This is a genomic window from Aestuariimicrobium sp. p3-SID1156, assembly GCF_025144225.1.
Classification (GTDB): domain Bacteria; phylum Actinomycetota; class Actinomycetes; order Propionibacteriales; family Propionibacteriaceae; genus Aestuariimicrobium.
In genome coordinates, this window is sequence record NZ_JALXXB010000001.1 from 193,393 (window position 1) to 211,403 (window position 18,011).

Consider the following 18,011-nt stretch of genomic DNA (forward strand, 5'->3'; position numbering starts at 1 on the left):
ACCTCCTCGGCGTGGTGGCGCTCCATTCCTTCCGCCTAGTGTGGGGGCATGGTGAGCCATTCTCTGGACCTTGAGCACGGTCTGGACGCGGCGCTGTACGCCGATGACCTGCCCCGCGCCCAGCAGCTCGCGTCCGAGTTGAGCGCCTCGTCGCTGGTCGCGTGGATGCGGCGCGAACCGGCTACTCGCCAGGCCGTGCTGTACCGCCTGCTCCCCAAGGACCGCGCGCTGGAGGTCTTCGAGACCCTCCCCCCGACCGCCGCGGCTGAGCTCGTCCGCCACCTGGGGGATGAGCAGGTCACCGGCGTCTTCGCGGCACTCGACCCTGACGACCGGGTGAGGCTGCTCGACGAGCTACCCGCCGGGGTGGCGACTCGGCTCCTCGCCGCACTCTCGGGTGATGAGAAGGACCTGACCACCATCGTGATGGGTTACCCGGCGCATTCGGTGGGGCGCAGGATGAGCCCGGAGGTGCATCCACTGCGTGGGGACCTGCTGGCCTCCACCGGTCTGGAGCGCGTCCGGTCGTGGATGGACGAGGTGGAGACCGTCTACACGATCCCCGTGGTCGACGATGAGCGTCGGGTCGTGGCCGTGGTCGGTCTCCGTGACCTGATGCGTGCACGTGCTGACCAGACCGTCGCCGACGTGGCCCACGTCCCCTTCGACGTGGCGCCCGCGTCGGAATCAGCCGAGGAGGCGGCTCGGCGCTGCACCTCGGCAGGTCGACTCGCGCTTCCGGTGGTGGACTCCGAGGATCGGCTGGTCGGCATCTTCACCGTGGACGACGCCCTGCGCATCCTGGCCGAGGCCGAGCGGGAGGACCAGGCCCGACAGGGCGGCACCGAGCCGCTGCGCTCCTCGTATCTGACCACCCCCATCTCGCGACTGGTACGGACGCGGGTGGTGTGGCTGCTGGTGCTTTCCATCGGCGCGACTCTCACTGTCCGCGTCCTCGAGGGCTTCGAGGCGACCCTGGACCAGATGGTGGTGCTGTCGGTGTTCATCCCGCTACTGATCGGCACCGGGGGCAATACCGGTAACCAGGCCGCCACCACCGTGACGCGGGCGCTGGCCACCGGCGAGGTGCGAGGCGGGGACCTTTTCCGCATCCTCGGCCGGGAGGCTGTGGTCGGTCTGAGTCTGGGGCTGATCCTGGGCGGGGTCGGCTTCTCGGTGGTCGCGCTGGTTTACGGCCTCGACATCGCCCAGGTGATCGGCCTCACCCTGGTCCTGATCTGCACCCTGGCGGCGGTCGTGGGCGGGGTGATCCCTTTGGCGGCCAAGGCCGTACGTGCCGACCCGGCAGTCTTCTCCAACCCGTTCATCAGCACCTTGCTGGACGCCTCGGGGCTGATCATCTACTTCCTCATCGCCCGTTGGCTGCTGGGGCTGTGATCGCGATGAGCTGGGGCTGTGATCGCGATGAGTGATGACCTGCGCGCCCGTCTACGGTGCGCATCTGTCCGCCCCGAGTTTTCCACAGGGTTGTCCACACTGGGGACAGAACTACAGCTGTGTAGTTCGCAGTCTTGATTGACGCCATCCCGCGCGCTGGTGCCGGGGTTCCGCAACCGGTCGCCTTTGTCCGATGTGCGCGCGCACCTGCATCCTGCAGCGCTCCGAGGGCGGTCACGTCGGACCCAGCCGGGTAGATGGGCCCAGGACATCCGCCTTCATGTGGGTGAAGTGACCCCCTCAGGGGAGAGGATTTTGCTAAAGCAAAACAGGATCCCGCCTGGAAGGACATCCCATGACCCGCAGCACCCTGACCCGCCGCTCCATGATGACCGGTGCCGCCAGCCTCGCCGGCCTGGCCCTGTTCGCCGGATGCGATGAGGAGGAGGCCCTGTACGGGCAGTCCTCCGGCGCCCAGACCACCTCCGGCTCCCAGACTTCGGAGCCCCGGACTTCGGAGCCCCAGACCTCGGAAGAGAAGACCACAGCTCAGGAGACGTCCAGCGAGCAGGAGACTTCCTCCGAACAGGAGACCTCGTCGGAGCAGGAGACCTCCAGCGAGCAGGAGACCAATGCTCCCGACCAAAAGGAGCTCCCGGTCAACGTGAAGGGCACCGACCCGCATGTCGGCGACACCATCACGGTCCTGTCCGCGATCCGCCACTTCAGCACCCCCGGCCTCAAGGAGCGCATCCCCTCCGGGTCGGAAATGGTGCTGCTCAAGGTGAAGGTCGACCCGAGCACCAAGTACACCGGCATCATCTCGACCCTGGCGTTCCAGCTCGAGGGCTCCACCCGCCCGATCCGTGGCACCACCGCCTACGACGAGTACATCCGTGAGGCGGGGCTGACCCCCTTCGGCACGGCTTCCCGCCGAGAGGGCACCAGAACCGGCTGGATGGCTTTCCGCATGTACGACCGCGACCAGAGCGAGAGCTATCGGGGCGCCTACGTGCGTCCCAGATCGAAGGTGACCAGCACCCAGGAAGTCCTGCCGGAGTACGCGCTGACGTTCACCATCGGCTCCTGAGACCCGCGTGGGCGTCCTCGGTGCAGCCGGTGCGACAGTGCACTAGGTTCGTGAGGGTGAGCACCACCGCGAACCTGCCCGAGGACGCCGAAGAGCACCGCGAGGAACTCCTGGACGCAGCCTTCGAGTCGCTGTCCTATCCCTCCCGCCCGGCACGGCTTCGCCCGCGCGCCAAGCGGCGGCAGGCTTCCGAACTGATCAAGCCCCCCTTCGACGCCGATGGACGCAACCCCGCCTACGTGCAGTGGCTGAAGGAACAGTCGATGCTGGGCGATGCCCGCATTGTCGCACGACAGCTGTCGGGCCAGTCGCTGATGTGGGGCAATCCCTTCGCCAAGCCCGACCCGCGCGCTGCGGTGGAGATGGCCTCAGTCTGGTTCACCGCCTACCCGCTGTCGACCATCACTGCCCGCGGTGAGTCCTTCCTCGGCTTCCTGGCCTCGGAGGAACTGTGGACCGCCTTTGAAAGGGTGGGCATCGACGCGGTTCACACCGGGCCGGTGAAGTTGGCCGGTGGCATCGAGGGCTGGGAACCCACCCCCTCGGTGGACGGCCACTTCGACCGGATCAGCATGTCGATCGACCCGCTGTTCGGCACCGAGGAGGAGTTCCGCACCGTCTGCCATGTTGCCGGCGAACACCACGGCACGATCATCGACGACATCGTCCCCGGCCACACCGGCAAGGGTGCTGACTTCCGCCTCGCCGAGATGGCGGTTGATGACTACCCCGGCATCTACCACATGATCGACATCCCCCAGGAGCACTGGAACCTGCTCCCGGACGTGCCCGAGGGCGCCGACTCGGTCAACCTCACTGTCGACACCGAGAAGAAGCTGGCCGACGAGGGCCTCATCATCGGCGCGCTCCAGCGCGTCATCTTCTTCGAACCCGGCGTCAAGGAGACCAACTGGTCGGCCACTCGCGTCGTCCACGACGTCAACGGCACGCCGCATCGCTGGGTCTACCTGCACTACTTCAAGGAGGGTCAGCCCTCGGTCAACTGGCTCGACCCCACCTTTGCCGGCATGCGCCTGGTGATGGGGGACGCCCTGCACTCCCTGCTGGACCTGGGTTCCGGCGGCCTGCGGCTGGACGCCAATGGCTTCCTGGGGGTGGAGAAGAACGTCGCCGAGTTGCCGGCCTGGTCGGAGGGGCATCCGCTGTCCCAGGCGGCCAACCAACTCATCGGGTCGATGGTCCGCAAGGTGGGTGGCTTCACCTTCCAGGAGATGAACCTGGCCGTCGACGACATCGTCGAGACCAGCAAGGTCGGCCCCGACCTCTCCTATGACTTCATCACACGCCCCGCCTACCAGCTGGCGCTGGCCATCGGCGACACCGAGTTCCTGCGACTGATGCTCCGTGAAGGACTGTTGCTGGGCGTCGACCAGGCGTCCCTGGTGCATGCGCTGCAGAACCACGACGAGCTCACCTACGAGCTGGTGCACCTGGAGACCCGTCACCGCGACGACGTCTACAGCTACGGCGGCAAGGACTGGCGTGGGCAGGAGCTGGCCGAGCACATCCGCCAGACCCTGCGCGATGCGATCACCGGCGAGGCCGGCCCCTACAACGCGGTCTTCACCCAGAACGGCATCGCCTGCACCACCGCCTCGGTGATCACGGCCAGCTTGGGGATCACCGACCTGTCGGAGATCTCCTCGGAGGACAAGGAACGCATCGTCCGGGCACATCTATTGCTGGCGATGTACAACGCCTGGCAGCCGGGTGTCTTCGCACTCTCGGGGTGGGACCTGGTCGGCGCGCTCCCGGTCGATCGCAGCACGGTGAAGTCACTGATCGCCCAGGGCGACACCCGCTGGCTTGAGCGCGGCGCCTATGATCTGGTCGAGTCGACCGATGCGCTGCGTTCCTCCTCGGGGCTGCCCCGCGCCGATGTTGTCTACGGGTCGCTGAGCGAGCAGCTGAAGGACCCCAACTCCTTCGCGATGAGGCTTGCGAAGGTACTCCAGCTGCGCAAGCGCCACCACATCGCCACCGGTGAGTTGCTGGACGTCCCGGAGGTGTCGAGGAAGTCGATGCTCACCATGGTCAACCGCCTGGTCGACGGCCAGATCCAGGTGACCGTGTTGAACTTCTCCGAGGAGCCCGTCTCCGGGCGCATCCAGTCGGAGTTCCTGCCCGCCGGCCGGGTCTTCGACCTTGCCACCCGCCGCAAGGTCGGCGAGGTGGACGACCTGGGAGGCTTCGACGTGCAGGTGCCCGGCTTCGGGGGCATGCTGCTGGTGGTGCGCCCCTGATCGGGGCGGCGATCAGCGGCTGACGAGGCGGCGGACGCGGGCGGCCACGCGCTTCAGCTGGCCGCCGCGATGCTCGATGCCCATCTTCGTGGTCGACTTGATGGCCTCGACGACCACGTGCTTACCCATTTTGGAGTCGCCCCGCACGCGCTCGATGAAGTCGATCGGGACCTCGACGATCGTGTAGCCCTTGCGGTAGGCGTTCCAGGTCAGGTCGCGCTGGATGCCGTAGCCGTGCCGATCGATCTGGCCGCCCTCGATGATGTCCCGCAACACGGGGGCCTTGAAGGCATTGAGACCGCCGGTGACGTCCTTGATCGGCATGCCCAGCATGAGCTGGATGTAGACCGAGCCGCCGCGGGAGAGGAACTCGCGTGACTTGGGCCAGTTCACAATCGAGCCGCCCTTGACCCAGCGGGAACCCTTGACCATGTCTGCGCCGGCCACCAACGCGTCGAGCAGGAGATGCAGTTGCTCGGGCTGGTGGGAGCCATCGGCGTCGTGCTCGACCAGCACGTCATAACCCTGATCCAGACCCCAGCGGAAGCTGTCGAGGTAGGCGGCGCCGAGCCCCTCCTTGCCGCGACGGTGGTTCACGTGCACGTGGTCATCGGACGCCGCGAGTTGGTCGGCGATGCGTCCGGTGCCGTCGGGGGAGTTGTCGTCGGCGACGAGCACATGGGCCGCGGGTACCGCTGCCCGGAGGCGCTTGACGATCGGCTCGATGTTCTCGGCCTCGTTGTAGGTCGGGATGATCACCAGGACCTTGCCGAGGCCGGGGTACTCGTCGTCGCTCATGGGTCCACGCTAGCGAATGGGCGGCCAACACCCGGGAGGCGCTCCTGTGGACAGAGCGAACTTATCCACAGGGGTTGTCCACAGGTGGATAACTACACGGGTGTGGTTTCGCTGGTCGGGGCGAGATCAGGGTGTGGAGTGGGGGTTTTCCACAGGGGTGGGCGGCGCCAGACCAAGCAGGGGACGCAGGCCGTCGAGGGTTTCCACCGAGTGCTCCGCCTCGTCCTCCACGGGGGCATCAGGTGACTCGAGCATCACCGCTTTGATCCCGGCATGGTGCGCAGCGACAGCATCGATGGGCCGGTCGCCGACCGCGACACAATCATCAGGGTCGAGGCCGTGTCGTTCCAGCAGGATTCGATACATCTCGGGGTCCGGCTTGCGGGGGTGGCCATCGGCGGTCGAGATCAGGTCGTCCACCTCGAGCCCGAGGCCCTCCAGCAGGGTGAAGGCGCTCTCGCGGTCTCGGTGGGTGACCACCAGATTCAGCCCGCCGGCGGCGTGCACGTCGTCCATCAACTGCCGCGCGCCCGGCATGGCCGGGGCGGGTTCGGTCTCCCAGCTGTTCTTGAGTTCCTCGTTCGCACGCTCGAACTCGGCAGGCTCCATGCCGAACCGGGCCGAGAGCTGGCTGATGGCGTCCCCAGTGGACTGGCGGGTCAATCGCGCCACCTCGCGCTCGTCGATCGCGTGCCCGTGGGCACGCACCACGTCGGCGAAGGTGCGGTCGAGGGCGGGATAAGTGTCGACCAGGGTGCCGCCCAGGTCCCAGAACAGGTGCCGGTACATGTCCTCAGGGTAGGACGGTGGGGCTGTGCTCTCCGAGGACCGGCCGCAACTGGGCCGCGATTCCGTGGTTCGCGTCCATCTCGGTCAGCAGGGCCTCCACCCGGTGCCTGATGTCGTCGCGGACCAGACGCATGCGTTCGGCGCCCGTGATCCCTCGTAGGGAGGGTTCGTCGGTCTGCCAGACCTCAACCGTAGCCCTCATGCCCTCCGGACGCACCACCTGGGCCTCGGTTCCGAGCACGATGACACGATCCGCCTCTCGCAGCATCTCGTCGGTCAGCTGCTTGGGGAACTCGCCGTCGAGGGAGGCGCCGATCTCGGCCAGGGAGGCCGCTGATTCCTGGTTCAGCCGAGCACCCGGTGCGGTACCCGCAGACGTGACCAGTACCCGGTCACCTGCCAGCTGGCGCATCAGGGCGGCCGCCATCTGGGACTTGCCAGAGTTCCGGACACAGACGAAGAGCACGTGGGCTGGTTCAGTCACATCCTCATGATGATGGATGTATGACATCTGTGTCTATGACTGCGCGTTCCCAGACTTCGATGCCGCCGGGCACCACGTGCATCATCGGGTGGAGCGGCGGCGAGGAGGTTGGCAGTCCGGGCACCCGGTCGGGGCTTCGGGCGGCCAGTTTGCGGCGAAGGTGCTCCAACTCCAGGGCCACCTGCCCCTCAGGTACCGCCATGCTCCCGACCCACCGAGAGACCGGGTCGATCCGACCCGCGTCATAGCGGTAGCCCCGCCGCGTCGCCTCTTGCTGGACCGCATCGAGATAGGCTGCGACCGCGCCGAGGGCGTCCTCGGTGGCGCGGAAGCGCTCGAGTTGGGGGTGGTGCTGGTAGCCGCGGGTGCGACCGGCCAGCACGGCCTGGGCGAGCAGCGACTCACGCCACACTGCGGTCAGCCCCTGCCGGTCGAGCAGGGAGGGGTGCAGGGACCACAGCCTCATCGGACCAGTATCGCAGCCCGATCAGTGGAGATCGGTGCGATCTCCTGCGATCCCGTGGGGCGCCGAATACCGTGGTGGTCATGGCAGCGCTCACTGAGGACCATGGCGTCGACTCCGCGGGCAGCGGTGCGGCCGCATCCAAGGCCACCGCACCCGAACCCGATGCGCCCGAGAAGCCCGAGGGCCCCGAAGACCTTCACAAGACTTCTTGGAAGTACGTCGCCAAGCGCGCCCTCAACGAGTTCGGCAAGGACGAGTGCACCTTCCTCGCCGCCGGCCTGACCTACTACTCGGTCCTGGCGCTCTTCCCGGCGCTCCTGGCGCTGCTCTCCCTGGTGGGTGTCTTCGGCCAGGGCCAGCAGACCGTGAACACGCTGCTCGACCTTGGCCGACAGCTCCGGCTCGGCTCCTTCGTGGAGAACCTCGAAGGACCGATCACGCAGCTGGTGAACTCCCGCGGCGCCGGACTCGCGCTCATCACCGGTCTGCTGGGCGCCCTCTGGTCGGCGTCGGGCTACGTGCTGAACTTCGGCAAGGCGATGAACCGCATCTACGAGATCGACGAGGGAAGGCCGGTGTGGAAGCTGCGCCCGGTCGTGTACCTAATCACAGCGGTACTCGTGTTGATGGCCGCTGCCGTGCTGCTCGGCCTGGTGGTCAGCGGTCCCGTCGCACAGGCTGTCGGTGACACCATCGGGCTGGGTGACCAGGCCGTGACCACGTGGAGCATCGTCAAATGGCCGGTGATCCTGGTGGTCGTGATCCTGATGGTGGCGATCCTGTTCCACTTCGCCCCCAACGTGCAGCAACCCAAGTTCAAGTGGATCTCGGTCGGCGCTGCGGTTGCGATCCTGATCTGGATCCTGGCGAGTGTCGCCTTCGGGATCTACGTCAGCAATTTCGGCAGCTACAACAAGACCTACGGCACGTTGGCCGGCGTCATCATCTTCCTGCTCTGGCTGTGGCTGACCAACACCGTCCTGCTGTTGGGTGTGGAGATCGACGCCGAACTTGAGCGCGGACGCCAGCTCCAGGGCGGCATCAGGGCCGAGGAGAGCCTGCAGCTTCCCCCGCGTGATGATTCAGCCAGCAAGAAGCGGGCCAAGAAGGCTGAGGAGCTGGTCGAACAAGGCCGCCAGATCCGCCTGAACAGCCCTGGCGACGTGGATGAGGACGGGTTCACTCGCAGCGCCCGGGACGACGAGCCGAAGGCCTGATCGGGGTCCGACCAGGGCCCACCCGGCGCGGTACGATCGCTGCCGTGCCGACGATGAACTTCCACTCCCGCAAGTGGGTCAAGCCCGAGGACCTCAACGCGAACCACACCCTCTTCGGTGGCAGCCTGCTGCGCTGGATCGACGAGGAAGCCGCGATCTACGCGATCATCCAGCTCGGCAACGAGCGCACCGTCACCAAGTACATGAGCGAGATCAACTTCGTCAGTTCCGCTCGTCAGGGCGACATCATCGAGATGGGCATCGCTCCGGTCGAATGGGGACGCACCAGCCTCACCCTCAAGGCCGTCGTCCGCAACGTCTTCACCGGGGAGGTCATCATCAGCATCGACAAGATCGTGATGGTGGCCCTGGACGGGGACGGCAACCCCAAGCCGCACGGCTACTCCTCGGTCACCTATGCCCGCGACCGCGTGCCACACCGCCTGGTGCCGCGCAGGGCCCATGACGCGCCCGAGCTGGCGGCGTCCATGGACGAGACCCACGAGTGGCCGGTGGTGTGAGCCTCGGCCCTCAGAGCTTGGACGCCGTCACGGCCGTGCTGATGGCGCCGTCCGCCTCGCCCGTTGCCGCCGTCTGGGTCTCGCGCTCGCGCTCCCACAGGACGCCGTAGCTGAACGTCGACTCGCCGTTCTCACCGGCGATCCAGGCCAGCTCGAGCAGGCGCTGCCGGGCGACGACCGAGTCCTGGGCGGTGCCGAGGGTCTCGGTGACCTTCTCCCAGGCGGTGGCGGCCTCGGGCCCGTTGTCGAAGACGTCGGCGACTGCCTCCCAGGCATAGCGAGCGGCCTTGGCCTTCTTGCGCGCCTCGTGGGCCAGGAGCATTCGCTCCTCGCCGTCGGCCTGGTGGGCCACGTCCCACAGTCGGGTGACCCGCTTCTGCGCCTTCTTCAGTGGCTTCTGCAGCACCGCGCGCGCCTTGCCGTCGGCCTCCCCAGTGAAGGGGGAGTCCACCAGCAGTCGGGTGAGCTCGTGCAGCAGGCTGGCGTAGCGATCGCTGTCCAGGAAGGTGACCAATGCGGTGAGGGTGCCGTCATGGCGGGCATCCAGCTCGTGGCGGACGCGCTCGACGATGGGTCCGTGGATGGCCTCCTCGGGCAGCTCGCCGAGCGCGGCGGTGAGGTGCTTCTTCATCACCTCGGCATCGCGCGGCCCCCCCAGGGCTTCGCTGAGCACCTTGACCTCAGAGCGAATCGCCTCGGTGCGCTCGGCATCGAGCAGGTCGCGAAAGGTTCGCAGGGTCGAGCGCAGACGGCGGGTCGCGACGCGCATCTTGTGCACCGACTCCGGGGCGTCGACGCGGACGCCTGCCTCACGGCCCTGGATCATGCCCACCTGGGCGGCGATGTAGGCGCCCACCACGTCGGCGGCGCTGGACTTCGCGTTGAGGTCGGTGGGCTCGGCCAGGGCATCGCCCAGGGCCTGCACGATCTTCGGGGTGGCCGGCTGGCTCTCGGCGCCCTGGGCCACCAGGGCCTCGGCAATCCACTCCAGGTCGGAGTCCTGGCCGTCGGTGAGCTCGACCTCGACCTCGTGCCACTGCTGGCGCTCACCATCGCGGGTGACCGTCACCTGGTCCTCGGCCAGCAGGGCGATGGACTGGCCGCCCTGGTTCAACAGGGTGGTCTCGGACCGCTCGGTGTCGAGGGTGGCCACCGGCACCAGCGGCTTCCACTCGAGCACGTCGACCAGGCGTTCGCGCAGGTCCAGGGGGACGACCAGCTCGCTGGCGTCCGGGTCGATGTCGGCCTGGATCTCGTGACGGGAATGGCCGTCGCCGGGCAACTTGAGGTGCCAGCCGTCGTCGTGGCCGCCGGTGCGGCGGCGCAGGGTGATGCCCCGCCGCGCGAGCAAGAGGTCGGGAGTGTCGAAGTAGGTCGCTCGCAGCGAGAACTCCTGGCGTCCCCCCAGGGTCGCGGCGTCACCGAGGGTGGTGATCGCCTGGTCACGGGGTAGGCGGAACTTGCGTTCGATCTCGACAGGCATGGACGCTCCTGACTTCAGCAAGGACAGACCACCCCAAGTTTGTCAGCCCTACCCGTCATTGCAGGTAGGGCTGACAAAGATGGGGCGGTCTGTGAGTGGATCAAGCTCCTGCCCCGGTGTCACGTTGGAGTGAGGAGCCCTCGACATCCACGTTCGGCAGGATCCGGTCCAGCCAGCGGGGCAGCCACCAGGCCTTCTCACCGAGGATCCACAGCAGCGCCGGTGTCAGAGTCATCCGGACGATGAGGGCATCGACCAGCACGCCGACCGCCAGGCCGAAGCCGATCGGGCGGATCATGGTCAGCTCGGCACGGACGAAGCCGGCGAAGACGGCGGCCATGATCAGGGCGGCGGCGGTGACGACGCGACGTCCGTGCCGGAAGCCGGTGATCACGGCGCTGCGGGCGTCCTCGCCGTGGACGTGGGCCTCACGCATGCCCGAGACCAGGAACATCTGGTAGTCCATCGCCAGGCCGAACAGGACGCCGATCAGGATGGTGGGCAGGAAGCTCAGCAGCGAGGACGGATCATGCACGTCGAAGAGCCGGCCGAGGTGGCCGTTCTGGTACACCATCACGACCGCACCGAAGGCAGCGCCCATCGAGAGCAGGAAGCCCAGGCTGGCAATCAGCGGGACCAGCAGCGAACGGAAGACCAGGGTCAGCAGGAGCAGGGACAGGCCCACCACGACGGCCAGGTAGATCGGCAGTGCGTCGGCCAGCTTCTGGGAGACGTCGATGTTGGCGACCGTCTGGCCGGTGACGCGAACGTCGACCCCGGTCTGGTCCTTGATGGTGGAGCGGTCATCGCGCAGGGTGTGGACGAGGTCCACGGTGGACTGCTGGTTGGGGCCGTCGGTGGGGACGACCTGCCAGGCGGCAGTCCGGCCGTCCTTGGAGGTGCCCATCGGGACGACATGCTGCACGCCTGGAATGGCCTTCAGCGTCTCGGCGGTCTGCAGCTGCACCATGGCCGACTTCTGCTGGTCCAGGCCGTCGGGCAGGGTGCCCACGGCAACGATGGGACCGTTCATGCCGGCGCCGAACTTGTCGGCGGTCAGCGAGTAGGTGCGGTAGGCGGTGGAGTCGGCCGGCTCGGAGGAACCATCTGGAAGGCCCAGTCGCATCCCGAAAGCGGGTACGGCCAGCGCCCCGACCACGAGCAGCGAGAGCAGGGTGGTCAGCCAGGGGTGACGGGTGATGAGCTCGACCCAGCCCCTGGCCTCCCTGGCGCCGTGCCGAGGTGCGGGGCCGTCGGAGGCACTGAGCGGTTCGGTCTTCTCGGTGCGCTCACCGGTTGCGGTGAAGCCGTGCTTGAGCCAGGAGCGCCTGGGCAGCACCCGGTGCCCGATCAGGGAGAGCACCGCGGGGGTGAGGGTGAGGGTGACCAGGACGGCCATCGCCACGGTGCCAGCCGCCGCGATGCCCATCACGCCGAGGAAGGTGATGCCTGTCAACCACAGCGCGGCAAGCGCGATGATCACGGTCAGACCGGCGAAGAGCACCGCATTGCCGGCAGTCCCCACGGCCAGGGCGATGGAGTCTTTCTTCTCCATCCCTTGCAGCAGCTGGATGCGGTGGCGCTGCACCACGAACAGGGAGTAGTCGATGCCGACGGCCAGGCCGAGCATGAGGGCCAGGGCCGGGGTGATCGACTGCATCTCGACCCACTGGCTGGCGGCGAAGGTCAGCCCGATGCCGGCGCCGACCCCGACCAGGGCCATCACCAGCGGCAGGCCGGCGGCCACCAGAGTGCCGAGCATGACCAGCAGGACGATGCCAGCGATGATGACGCCGATCACCTCGCCGGGGCCGATGATGCTGTTGACGTCCTGGGTGATCTCGGTGGAGTAGTCCACCGTGACACCCTGGGAGCCGAGCTTGTTGCCGACCTCCTGCAGCTTCTCGCGTTCCTCGATGGGCACGTTCTGCATGTCCTCGTTCCAGCGCACCTGGGCCAGTGCGGTGGTGCCGTCCTCGGAGACGAAGCGCAGCCCGTTCAGGACGGCCGCCTGGCGCTTCATCCCCTCGGCCTCCTGTGGGGAGCGGGGCTTCACCGGCTGGCCATCGGGGCCGATGCCTTCGAGTTGCGCCTGCGCCATGAAGGGGTTGACGGCTGCCTTGACGCCAGACAGGCCCTCGAACTCCTTGATGGTGGCCGAGATGGCCTGCTTCTGGGCGTCGGTGAAGGGCTCGTCGCTGTGGAAGACGACCGTGGAGGCGCCGCCGGCGGCGTCCGGGATGTCTCGCTTGAGCTCGTCCAGGACGCTCTGGAAATCGAGGCCCTCGATGGTGAACTCGGTGGTGGTGGGCTTCTGGAGGGCTGCGGCGGCGCCGGTGATGGCAGCCAGCGCCACCAGCCAGACGAGGATCATGGTCCACGGTCGGCGGGCGCTGAACCCGCCGATCCGTTGCAGGAATCGTGCCATGGGGAATGTCCTTCGGGGGAGAGTCGGTTCAGGAGTGGGGGGCGGAGGTCTCGAACCCCTGCGAGAGGTAGGCGAGCGAGCGGGCCATGTCGCTCTGGAAGCGGGAGTGGGTCGCCTCGATGTCCTGCGACTCGGGGTCGCGGGTCATCCAGGCGAAGAAGACTGACTGCGCGACGCCGATGATGGACGCCGCCAGCGAGCGGATCCACAGGTCATCCGCTCCGGGGGCCCGTTCCCGCAGCGAGGCGACCATGGAGTCGTTGGCCTGGTGCCAGATCTCGCACAAGGCGCCCACACGTCCGGACTCAATGCTGGCGCGCATCACCCAGACCATGTCGCTGGTGGCGGCCGGGTTCAAGACCTCGGCGAAGGCATGCCGGGCCGAGGTGAGCACAGGCTCATCGGCGGGGCGTTCGCTGAAGGCCTCGACGGCCTTGGTGACCGCCTCGGAGAAGGTCGCCGAGAGGCATTGGTCAAGGGTCGGGAAATAGTTGAAGAAGGTGCGCCGGGAGACCCCGACGCGTTCGGCCACCATATCTGCGGTGACCTGGTCGACCCCATGTTCCCGGGCCAGGTCGACTGCTGCCCTGATCAGGGCTTCGCGGGTGGCCTGCTTGTTCGCCTCGCGTCGACTGATCACAAAGTGCACTGTATGCAGACTCTGCACTCAGTGCAAATCGTGATTCCGGAATTCAGGCGCAGAGGCGGTCGCCACCGATCGCGCCGGCTGTGGGGCCCGCAAACGAGGAGGACGGTGCAGGCATACTCGGACAGGTGAACGAGCCGACCCCCCGGGAGACTGTCAGGATCCCCAGCGAGATCTGGATCCTCACTGGCGCTGCCCTGGTGATCGCGGTCGGCTACGGACTGGTCGCCCCGGTGCTGCCCAGCTACGCCCGTTCCTTCGACGTGGGTGTGATGGGCGCCACCATCATCGTCTCCGCCTTCGCTTTCTTCCGGCTTGCCTTCGCGCCGGTGGGGGGCGTGCTGCTTGAACGCCTGGGGGAGCGTCCGGTCTACATCAGCGGCCTTCTCGTGGTCGCGGTCTCCTCGCTGGCCTCAGGTCTCGCGCAGACCTACTGGCAACTGCTGATCTTTCGCGGTCTGGGTGGCGTGGGCTCGGTGATGTTCACCATCTCGGCGATGGCGCTGGTGGTGCGTCTGGCCCCTCCGGGGATCCGGGGACGCGTGAGCTCGGTCTGGGGGGCCAGTTTCCTGATCGGGAGCATGGTCGGGCCGCTGCTCGGCGGGCTGGTGGCCGGTTGGGGCATGCGCGTCCCCTTCTTCGCCTACGCCGCCCTGCTGGTGGTCGCCGCCCTGGTGGTGGGGATCGCGCTCAGCGGCGCCCGGCTACGGCCCACGCCGACCAAGGGCTCCCAGGAGGTCATGTCCCTTTCCGAGGCCTGGTCGAACCCGGCCTATCGCGCCGCCATCGTCTCCTCAGCAGCCAACGGCTGGGCGAACATGGGTGTGCGCAATGCCATCATCCCGCTGCTGGCCGCGGCCGTCCTCGACCGCACCTGGACCGCCGGTCTCGTGCTCGCGGCGGGTGCTGTGGGTACCGCTGCGATGCTGCCGGTCACCGCTCGTCTCGCCGACCGCATCGGACGCCGCCCGCTGCTGCTGGTGGGCCAGCTCGTCGCGGGTGTCTCGCTGGCGTTGATGGGGCTGGTGCTGGTAGGGGAGCTGTCCACCCCGGTGGCGTTGGGGGTGCTGATGCTGCTCTCGTTCGTCGGCGGAGCGGGTGGGGGGCTGGTCGGCCCCGCGCTCCAGGCCGCGGTGGGGGACATCATCGGCTCTGAGCGAAATGGCGGACGCGTGCTGTCGACCTACCAGATGGCCGCCGACGGGGGTGTCATCCTGGGCCCGATCCTGATCGGTGCAGTGGCGGACCGATGCGGCTTTCCCCTGGCACTGGCGCTGTCGGGGGCGGTGGCGCTGGTGGGCGTCCCGGTGTGGTGGCGGGCGCCCGAAACGCTGCGCGAGGAGGCCATGGGCCACCGCTGAACCCACCCTTTGGTGCGGGAAAGTTCACCCGAGCGGGGTGTCCTCGATTGGGGAAGGGACCCTTTGGGGGGTTACTGTTAAATCTGGCGCCGCTGCCTTGGCGCCTCCTGTAGCGCTGAAAGTGAGCGTCGACGCACTGCCGAGCAGTACCCGATTGACCCGTTTCTTCGCCATCGACAGGTAGGACCCCAGCGTGCGCCACAGGGCATTCTTCCAACGATCTCGCGCATCCAGGCGGCACCCGATCATCGACAATGATCTGCCAGCGGTTGACGACCTGGGGCCCGAGGAGAGGCGGCTTGCCACCCGCAACCCGTACTCCCCCCTGACCCTGGTGATTTCGATCCTCGCGACCATTGGCGTCCTGGCCTACGGTGCGTTCCTGCTGAACCCGGCCAACCGCGGTGACTTCATTCCGTGGATCCTGGTCGTGATCGCCGAGACCGTCCTCGTCTTCCACGCCCTGATGAGCATGTGGACGATGCTGGCCGGCTACGGCAAGCAGCCGAGTTTCGCCTTCCACGACGCGCAGGCGAAGCTGTACCGACCCAACCGGGACCACCAGCGCGGGGTCGGTGATGACCCCACCGAGTGGCCGCTCTACATCAACGGGCGCAAGGTGTCCGTCGACGTGCTGATCACCGTCTACGGCGAGCCCGTGGACGTCATCCGCCGCACCGCCGAGGCGGCCCTCAACATCCACGGCAAGCACCAGACCTACATTCTGGACGATGGTGACTCCGACGCCGTGCGCGACCTGGCCGCCACGCTCGGCTGCGGGTACATCCGACGCATGGGCAATTCTGGCGCCAAGGCCGGCAACGTCAACAACGCGCTCAGCGTCGCCAAGGGTGACTTCTTCGTCATCTTCGACGCCGACTTCGTGGCGGCGCCGGAGTTCTTGGAGGAGACCCTCCCGTACATGTCCGACGGCAACGTTGCCTTCGTGCAGACCCCACAGGTCTACGGAAACCTCCACAACATCATTAGCAGGGGTGCCGGCTACATGCAGAGCATGTTCTACCGCTTCGTGCAGCCGGGTCGAAACCAGTTCAACGCGGCCTTCTGCGTGGGCACCAACGTCCTCTTCCGGCGCGCCGCCGTGATGGACATCGGAGGCATGTACACCCAGTCGAAGTCCGAGGATGTCTGGACCTCCCTGATGCTGCACGAGCGGGGCTGGCGTTCGGTCTTCATCGCTCGTCAGCTGGCCGTCGGCGACGCCCCCGAGACGATCGAGGCCTATGCCAAGCAGCAGCTGCGCTGGGCGACCGGTGGCTTCGAGATCCTGCTGACCCACAACCTGTTCGGACGTCGGCGCCAGCTCAGCATGGACCAGCGGCTGCAGTATTTCGTCACCGCCACCCATTACCTCACCGGTATCGCTCCCGGCATCCTGCTGCTCGTTCCGGCACTGGAGGTTTTCTTCGACCTGCGCCCGGTGAATCTGGACATCCCGCTGTGGCAGTGGGCCCTGGCCTATCTGGGCTTCTACCTGCTGCAGATCGTGCTCGCCGCGGTCATCGCCGGCAGCTTCCGTCCCGAGGTCCTGCTGCTGGCCGCCAACTCCTTCCCGATCTACATCAAGGCCTTCCGCAATGCCTACCTCGGGGTGGACACCAGGTGGTCGGTGACCGGCGCCACCGGCGGTCTCACCTCAGCGTTCAACTTCATCCGGGTGCAGGTGTACACCTTCATCTTCCTCTTGTGCACCACGCTGGTGTCGTTGTGGCGTGACTACAACCAGAACCACGTGAATCTGGCCACCGTCTGGGCCGGTATCAACACCCTCATCGTCGGCGCCTTCATCCGCACCGCCTTCCTCGAGGACGCCCGCGCTCGCAAGGCCCGCAGGGCTCGTCGGGCCGGCGAGGCCGACGACGTCCAGGTGACCGAGGTGCGTGCCCGCAGGGCGCCGCGTCGGGAGTCGGTGCCGGTGCTCGACCGATCCTTCATCGAGCAGCTGCGCGCCAGTGGTGAGCCCGAGCAGCCAGAACAGGGTCGCCCACTGCCGGAGGGCATCTTCGCCGAGCGACCTGCCGGTGCTGAGGAGGTGCGTCGGATCGAGATGCCCGCCGAGTACACCCATACCCGTCGCATGGAACGCATCGACATGCCCCGCGAGGTGTCCGGGCGCACCAGCCCGGCAGCGGGCGGGGCACAGCGTCCCCCTGCCCCCTCGCCGCAGGAGACTGCCACCCCGGCGCCTCGACGCCATTCGGTGGTCACCTCCGACGCCCCCACCACCGTCATGCGCGCGATTCGCCCTGACGACCAGCCCGCGCAAACCCATCGCCGTTCGAACGACGCCTGAAGGACTGACCTGACATGAAGATCCTCGACCGACTGAAGTTGTGGGGTGGCATCCTGCTCACCCTGCTGGTGATGTTCGCCCTGACCCTGCTGTTCAACCACCGCCAGAGCGCCGTGGCCAGCACCTCCGCTGTCATCGAGGCTCCGACCTCGGTGGTCGGCTCGGCCTTCGGTGGCGTCATCGTCGAACAGTTCGTGAACAATGGCGACCAGGTCAAGGCCGGCCAGAAGCTGTTCGTGGTCAGCTCCAGCACCCTCCAACAGGACGTTGCCCGCGGCGCACGCCCGGAGTCGACGCTGGCCTACCAGCTGGACCTGAAGAAGGGCACGGTCACCTACATGGCGACCACCGACGGCTACATCACCGATTTCAAGGGCACCAAGGGAGGCTACGTCAACGATGGCGCCCAGCTCGCCACCATCATCGGCGATGGCGAGCGGACGGTGGTGGCGACGTATCGCCTCGCCCCGGTGGACTACGCCCGAATCCAGCCCGGCGGACCCGTCGAGGTGATCCTGCCCAACAACGTCAAGCTCAAGGGCAAGGTTGCGCGCGTCGCGGTCGAGGTCGAGGACGGCGTCGCCATCACCGAGGTGACCGTCGAGTCTCCCGACCTGAGTGCCAGCAAGCTCGGCCTGCTGGCCAACCGCGGCACCCCCGTGACCGCGATCATGGCCCTGCGCGATGACGGCCCGCTGGCCGGCGCCACCCATGCGTTGCTCTCCTTCCTCACGAAGATTGGTGTTCGCTGA

15 protein-coding genes are annotated in these 18,011 nt (G+C 67.3%); 8 read left to right on the forward strand and 7 right to left on the reverse strand.

The window, feature by feature from the left end:
* Nucleotides 1-48 precede the first annotated feature (48 nt).
* The 3 genes from mgtE (at nt 49) to treS (ending at nt 4,752) form a co-directional block, all read left to right on the forward strand.
* Complete coding sequence (gene mgtE / locus M3G03_RS00900; RefSeq protein WP_259807404.1) at nt 49-1,398, forward strand: magnesium transporter; 1,350 nt, start codon at nt 49-51, stop codon at nt 1,396-1,398.
* Between the two features lie 355 nt (nt 1,399-1,753).
* Nucleotides 1,754-2,488, forward strand: a complete 735-nt coding sequence (locus tag M3G03_RS00905) for a hypothetical protein (RefSeq protein ID WP_259807405.1) — start codon at nt 1,754-1,756, stop codon at nt 2,486-2,488.
* Between the two features lie 56 nt (nt 2,489-2,544).
* Nucleotides 2,545-4,752, forward strand: coding sequence for a maltose alpha-D-glucosyltransferase (gene treS, locus M3G03_RS00910; protein WP_259807406.1), 2,208 nt, complete (start codon nt 2,545-2,547; stop codon nt 4,750-4,752).
* A 12-nt stretch (nt 4,753-4,764) separates the two neighbouring features.
* Here treS and M3G03_RS00915 read toward each other — a convergent pair whose 3' ends face one another.
* From M3G03_RS00915 to M3G03_RS00930, 4 genes are all read right to left on the reverse strand, one after another.
* On the reverse strand, nt 4,765-5,550 hold the full coding sequence (locus M3G03_RS00915; protein WP_259807407.1) for a polyprenol monophosphomannose synthase: 786 nt from the start codon (nt 5,548-5,550) through the stop codon (nt 4,765-4,767).
* A 126-nt stretch (nt 5,551-5,676) separates the two neighbouring features.
* A complete protein-coding gene (locus tag M3G03_RS00920) occupies nt 5,677-6,339 on the reverse strand; it encodes an HAD-IA family hydrolase (protein ID WP_259807408.1) in 663 nt (220 codons plus the stop codon).
* Nucleotides 6,340-6,343: 4 nt separating this feature from the next.
* Nucleotides 6,344-6,823, reverse strand: coding sequence for a low molecular weight phosphatase family protein (locus M3G03_RS00925; RefSeq protein WP_259807409.1), 480 nt, complete (start codon nt 6,821-6,823; stop codon nt 6,344-6,346).
* A 4-nt stretch (nt 6,824-6,827) separates the two neighbouring features.
* A complete protein-coding gene (locus M3G03_RS00930; RefSeq protein WP_259807410.1) occupies nt 6,828-7,289 on the reverse strand; it encodes a pyrimidine dimer DNA glycosylase/endonuclease V in 462 nt (153 codons plus the stop codon).
* An 80-nt stretch (nt 7,290-7,369) separates the two neighbouring features.
* Here M3G03_RS00930 and M3G03_RS00935 point away from each other — a divergent pair, with 80 nt between their 5' ends.
* Nucleotides 7,370-8,506 carry a YihY/virulence factor BrkB family protein gene (locus M3G03_RS00935; RefSeq protein ID WP_259807412.1) on the forward strand — a complete coding sequence of 379 codons (1,137 nt, stop codon included), beginning with the start codon at nt 7,370-7,372 and terminating at the stop codon, nt 8,504-8,506.
* A 53-nt stretch (nt 8,507-8,559) separates the two neighbouring features.
* On the forward strand, nt 8,560-9,027 hold the full coding sequence (locus M3G03_RS00940; RefSeq protein ID WP_259807899.1) for an acyl-CoA thioesterase: 468 nt from the start codon (nt 8,560-8,562) through the stop codon (nt 9,025-9,027).
* A gap of 10 nt (nt 9,028-9,037) precedes the next feature.
* On the opposite strand, the gene M3G03_RS00945 is transcribed toward M3G03_RS00940, so the two are convergent.
* The 3 genes from M3G03_RS00945 to M3G03_RS00955 all read right to left on the reverse strand — a co-directional run bounded on the left by M3G03_RS00945 (nt 9,038) and on the right by M3G03_RS00955 (nt 13,578).
* Nucleotides 9,038-10,510 (reverse strand): CYTH and CHAD domain-containing protein, encoded by a 1,473-nt coding sequence (locus M3G03_RS00945; protein ID WP_259807414.1) that lies wholly within the window; start codon nt 10,508-10,510, stop codon nt 9,038-9,040.
* A gap of 100 nt (nt 10,511-10,610) precedes the next feature.
* Complete coding sequence (locus tag M3G03_RS00950) at nt 10,611-12,938, reverse strand: MMPL family transporter (RefSeq protein WP_259807416.1); 2,328 nt, start codon at nt 12,936-12,938, stop codon at nt 10,611-10,613.
* Between the two features lie 28 nt (nt 12,939-12,966).
* Nucleotides 12,967-13,578, reverse strand: a complete 612-nt coding sequence (locus M3G03_RS00955; protein WP_259807418.1) for a TetR/AcrR family transcriptional regulator — start codon at nt 13,576-13,578, stop codon at nt 12,967-12,969.
* 134 nt (nt 13,579-13,712) lie between these two features.
* Between M3G03_RS00955 and M3G03_RS00960 the strand changes: the two genes are divergently transcribed.
* The 3 genes from M3G03_RS00960 (at nt 13,713) to M3G03_RS00970 (ending at nt 18,011) form a co-directional block, all read left to right on the forward strand.
* Complete coding sequence (locus tag M3G03_RS00960) at nt 13,713-14,945, forward strand: MFS transporter (RefSeq protein ID WP_259807420.1); 1,233 nt, start codon at nt 13,713-13,715, stop codon at nt 14,943-14,945.
* Between the two features lie 193 nt (nt 14,946-15,138).
* The gene (locus M3G03_RS00965) at nt 15,139-17,259 is read left to right on the forward strand and encodes a glycosyltransferase (RefSeq protein WP_259807422.1); all 2,121 of its coding nucleotides are present in this window, start codon (nt 15,139-15,141) and stop codon (nt 17,257-17,259) included.
* 14 nt (nt 17,260-17,273) lie between these two features.
* Nucleotides 17,274-18,011: an efflux RND transporter periplasmic adaptor subunit gene (locus M3G03_RS00970; RefSeq protein WP_259807424.1), complete on the forward strand. Its 738-nt coding sequence runs from the start codon at nt 17,274-17,276 to the stop codon at nt 18,009-18,011.

Bases quoted from the DNA above. Each gene is read 5' to 3' on its own strand.
- M3G03_RS00920 (WP_259807408.1), bottom strand. From the start codon at position 6,339: ATGTACCGGCACCTGTTCTGGGACCTGGGCGGCACCCTGGTCGACACT.
- M3G03_RS00905 (WP_259807405.1), top strand. From the start codon at position 1,754: ATGACCCGCAGCACCCTGACCCGCCGCTCCATGATGACCGGTGCCGCC.
- M3G03_RS00945 (WP_259807414.1), bottom strand. From the start codon at position 10,510: ATGCCTGTCGAGATCGAACGCAAGTTCCGCCTACCCCGTGACCAGGCG.
- M3G03_RS00915 (WP_259807407.1), bottom strand. From the start codon at position 5,550: ATGAGCGACGACGAGTACCCCGGCCTCGGCAAGGTCCTGGTGATCATC.
- M3G03_RS00950 (WP_259807416.1), bottom strand. From the start codon at position 12,938: ATGGCACGATTCCTGCAACGGATCGGCGGGTTCAGCGCCCGCCGACCG.
- mgtE (WP_259807404.1), top strand. From the start codon at position 49: ATGGTGAGCCATTCTCTGGACCTTGAGCACGGTCTGGACGCGGCGCTG.
- M3G03_RS00940 (WP_259807899.1), top strand. From the start codon at position 8,560: ATGAACTTCCACTCCCGCAAGTGGGTCAAGCCCGAGGACCTCAACGCG.
- M3G03_RS00935 (WP_259807412.1), top strand. From the start codon at position 7,370: ATGGCAGCGCTCACTGAGGACCATGGCGTCGACTCCGCGGGCAGCGGT.
- M3G03_RS00970 (WP_259807424.1), top strand. From the start codon at position 17,274: ATGAAGATCCTCGACCGACTGAAGTTGTGGGGTGGCATCCTGCTCACC.
- M3G03_RS00930 (WP_259807410.1), bottom strand. From the start codon at position 7,289: ATGAGGCTGTGGTCCCTGCACCCCTCCCTGCTCGACCGGCAGGGGCTG.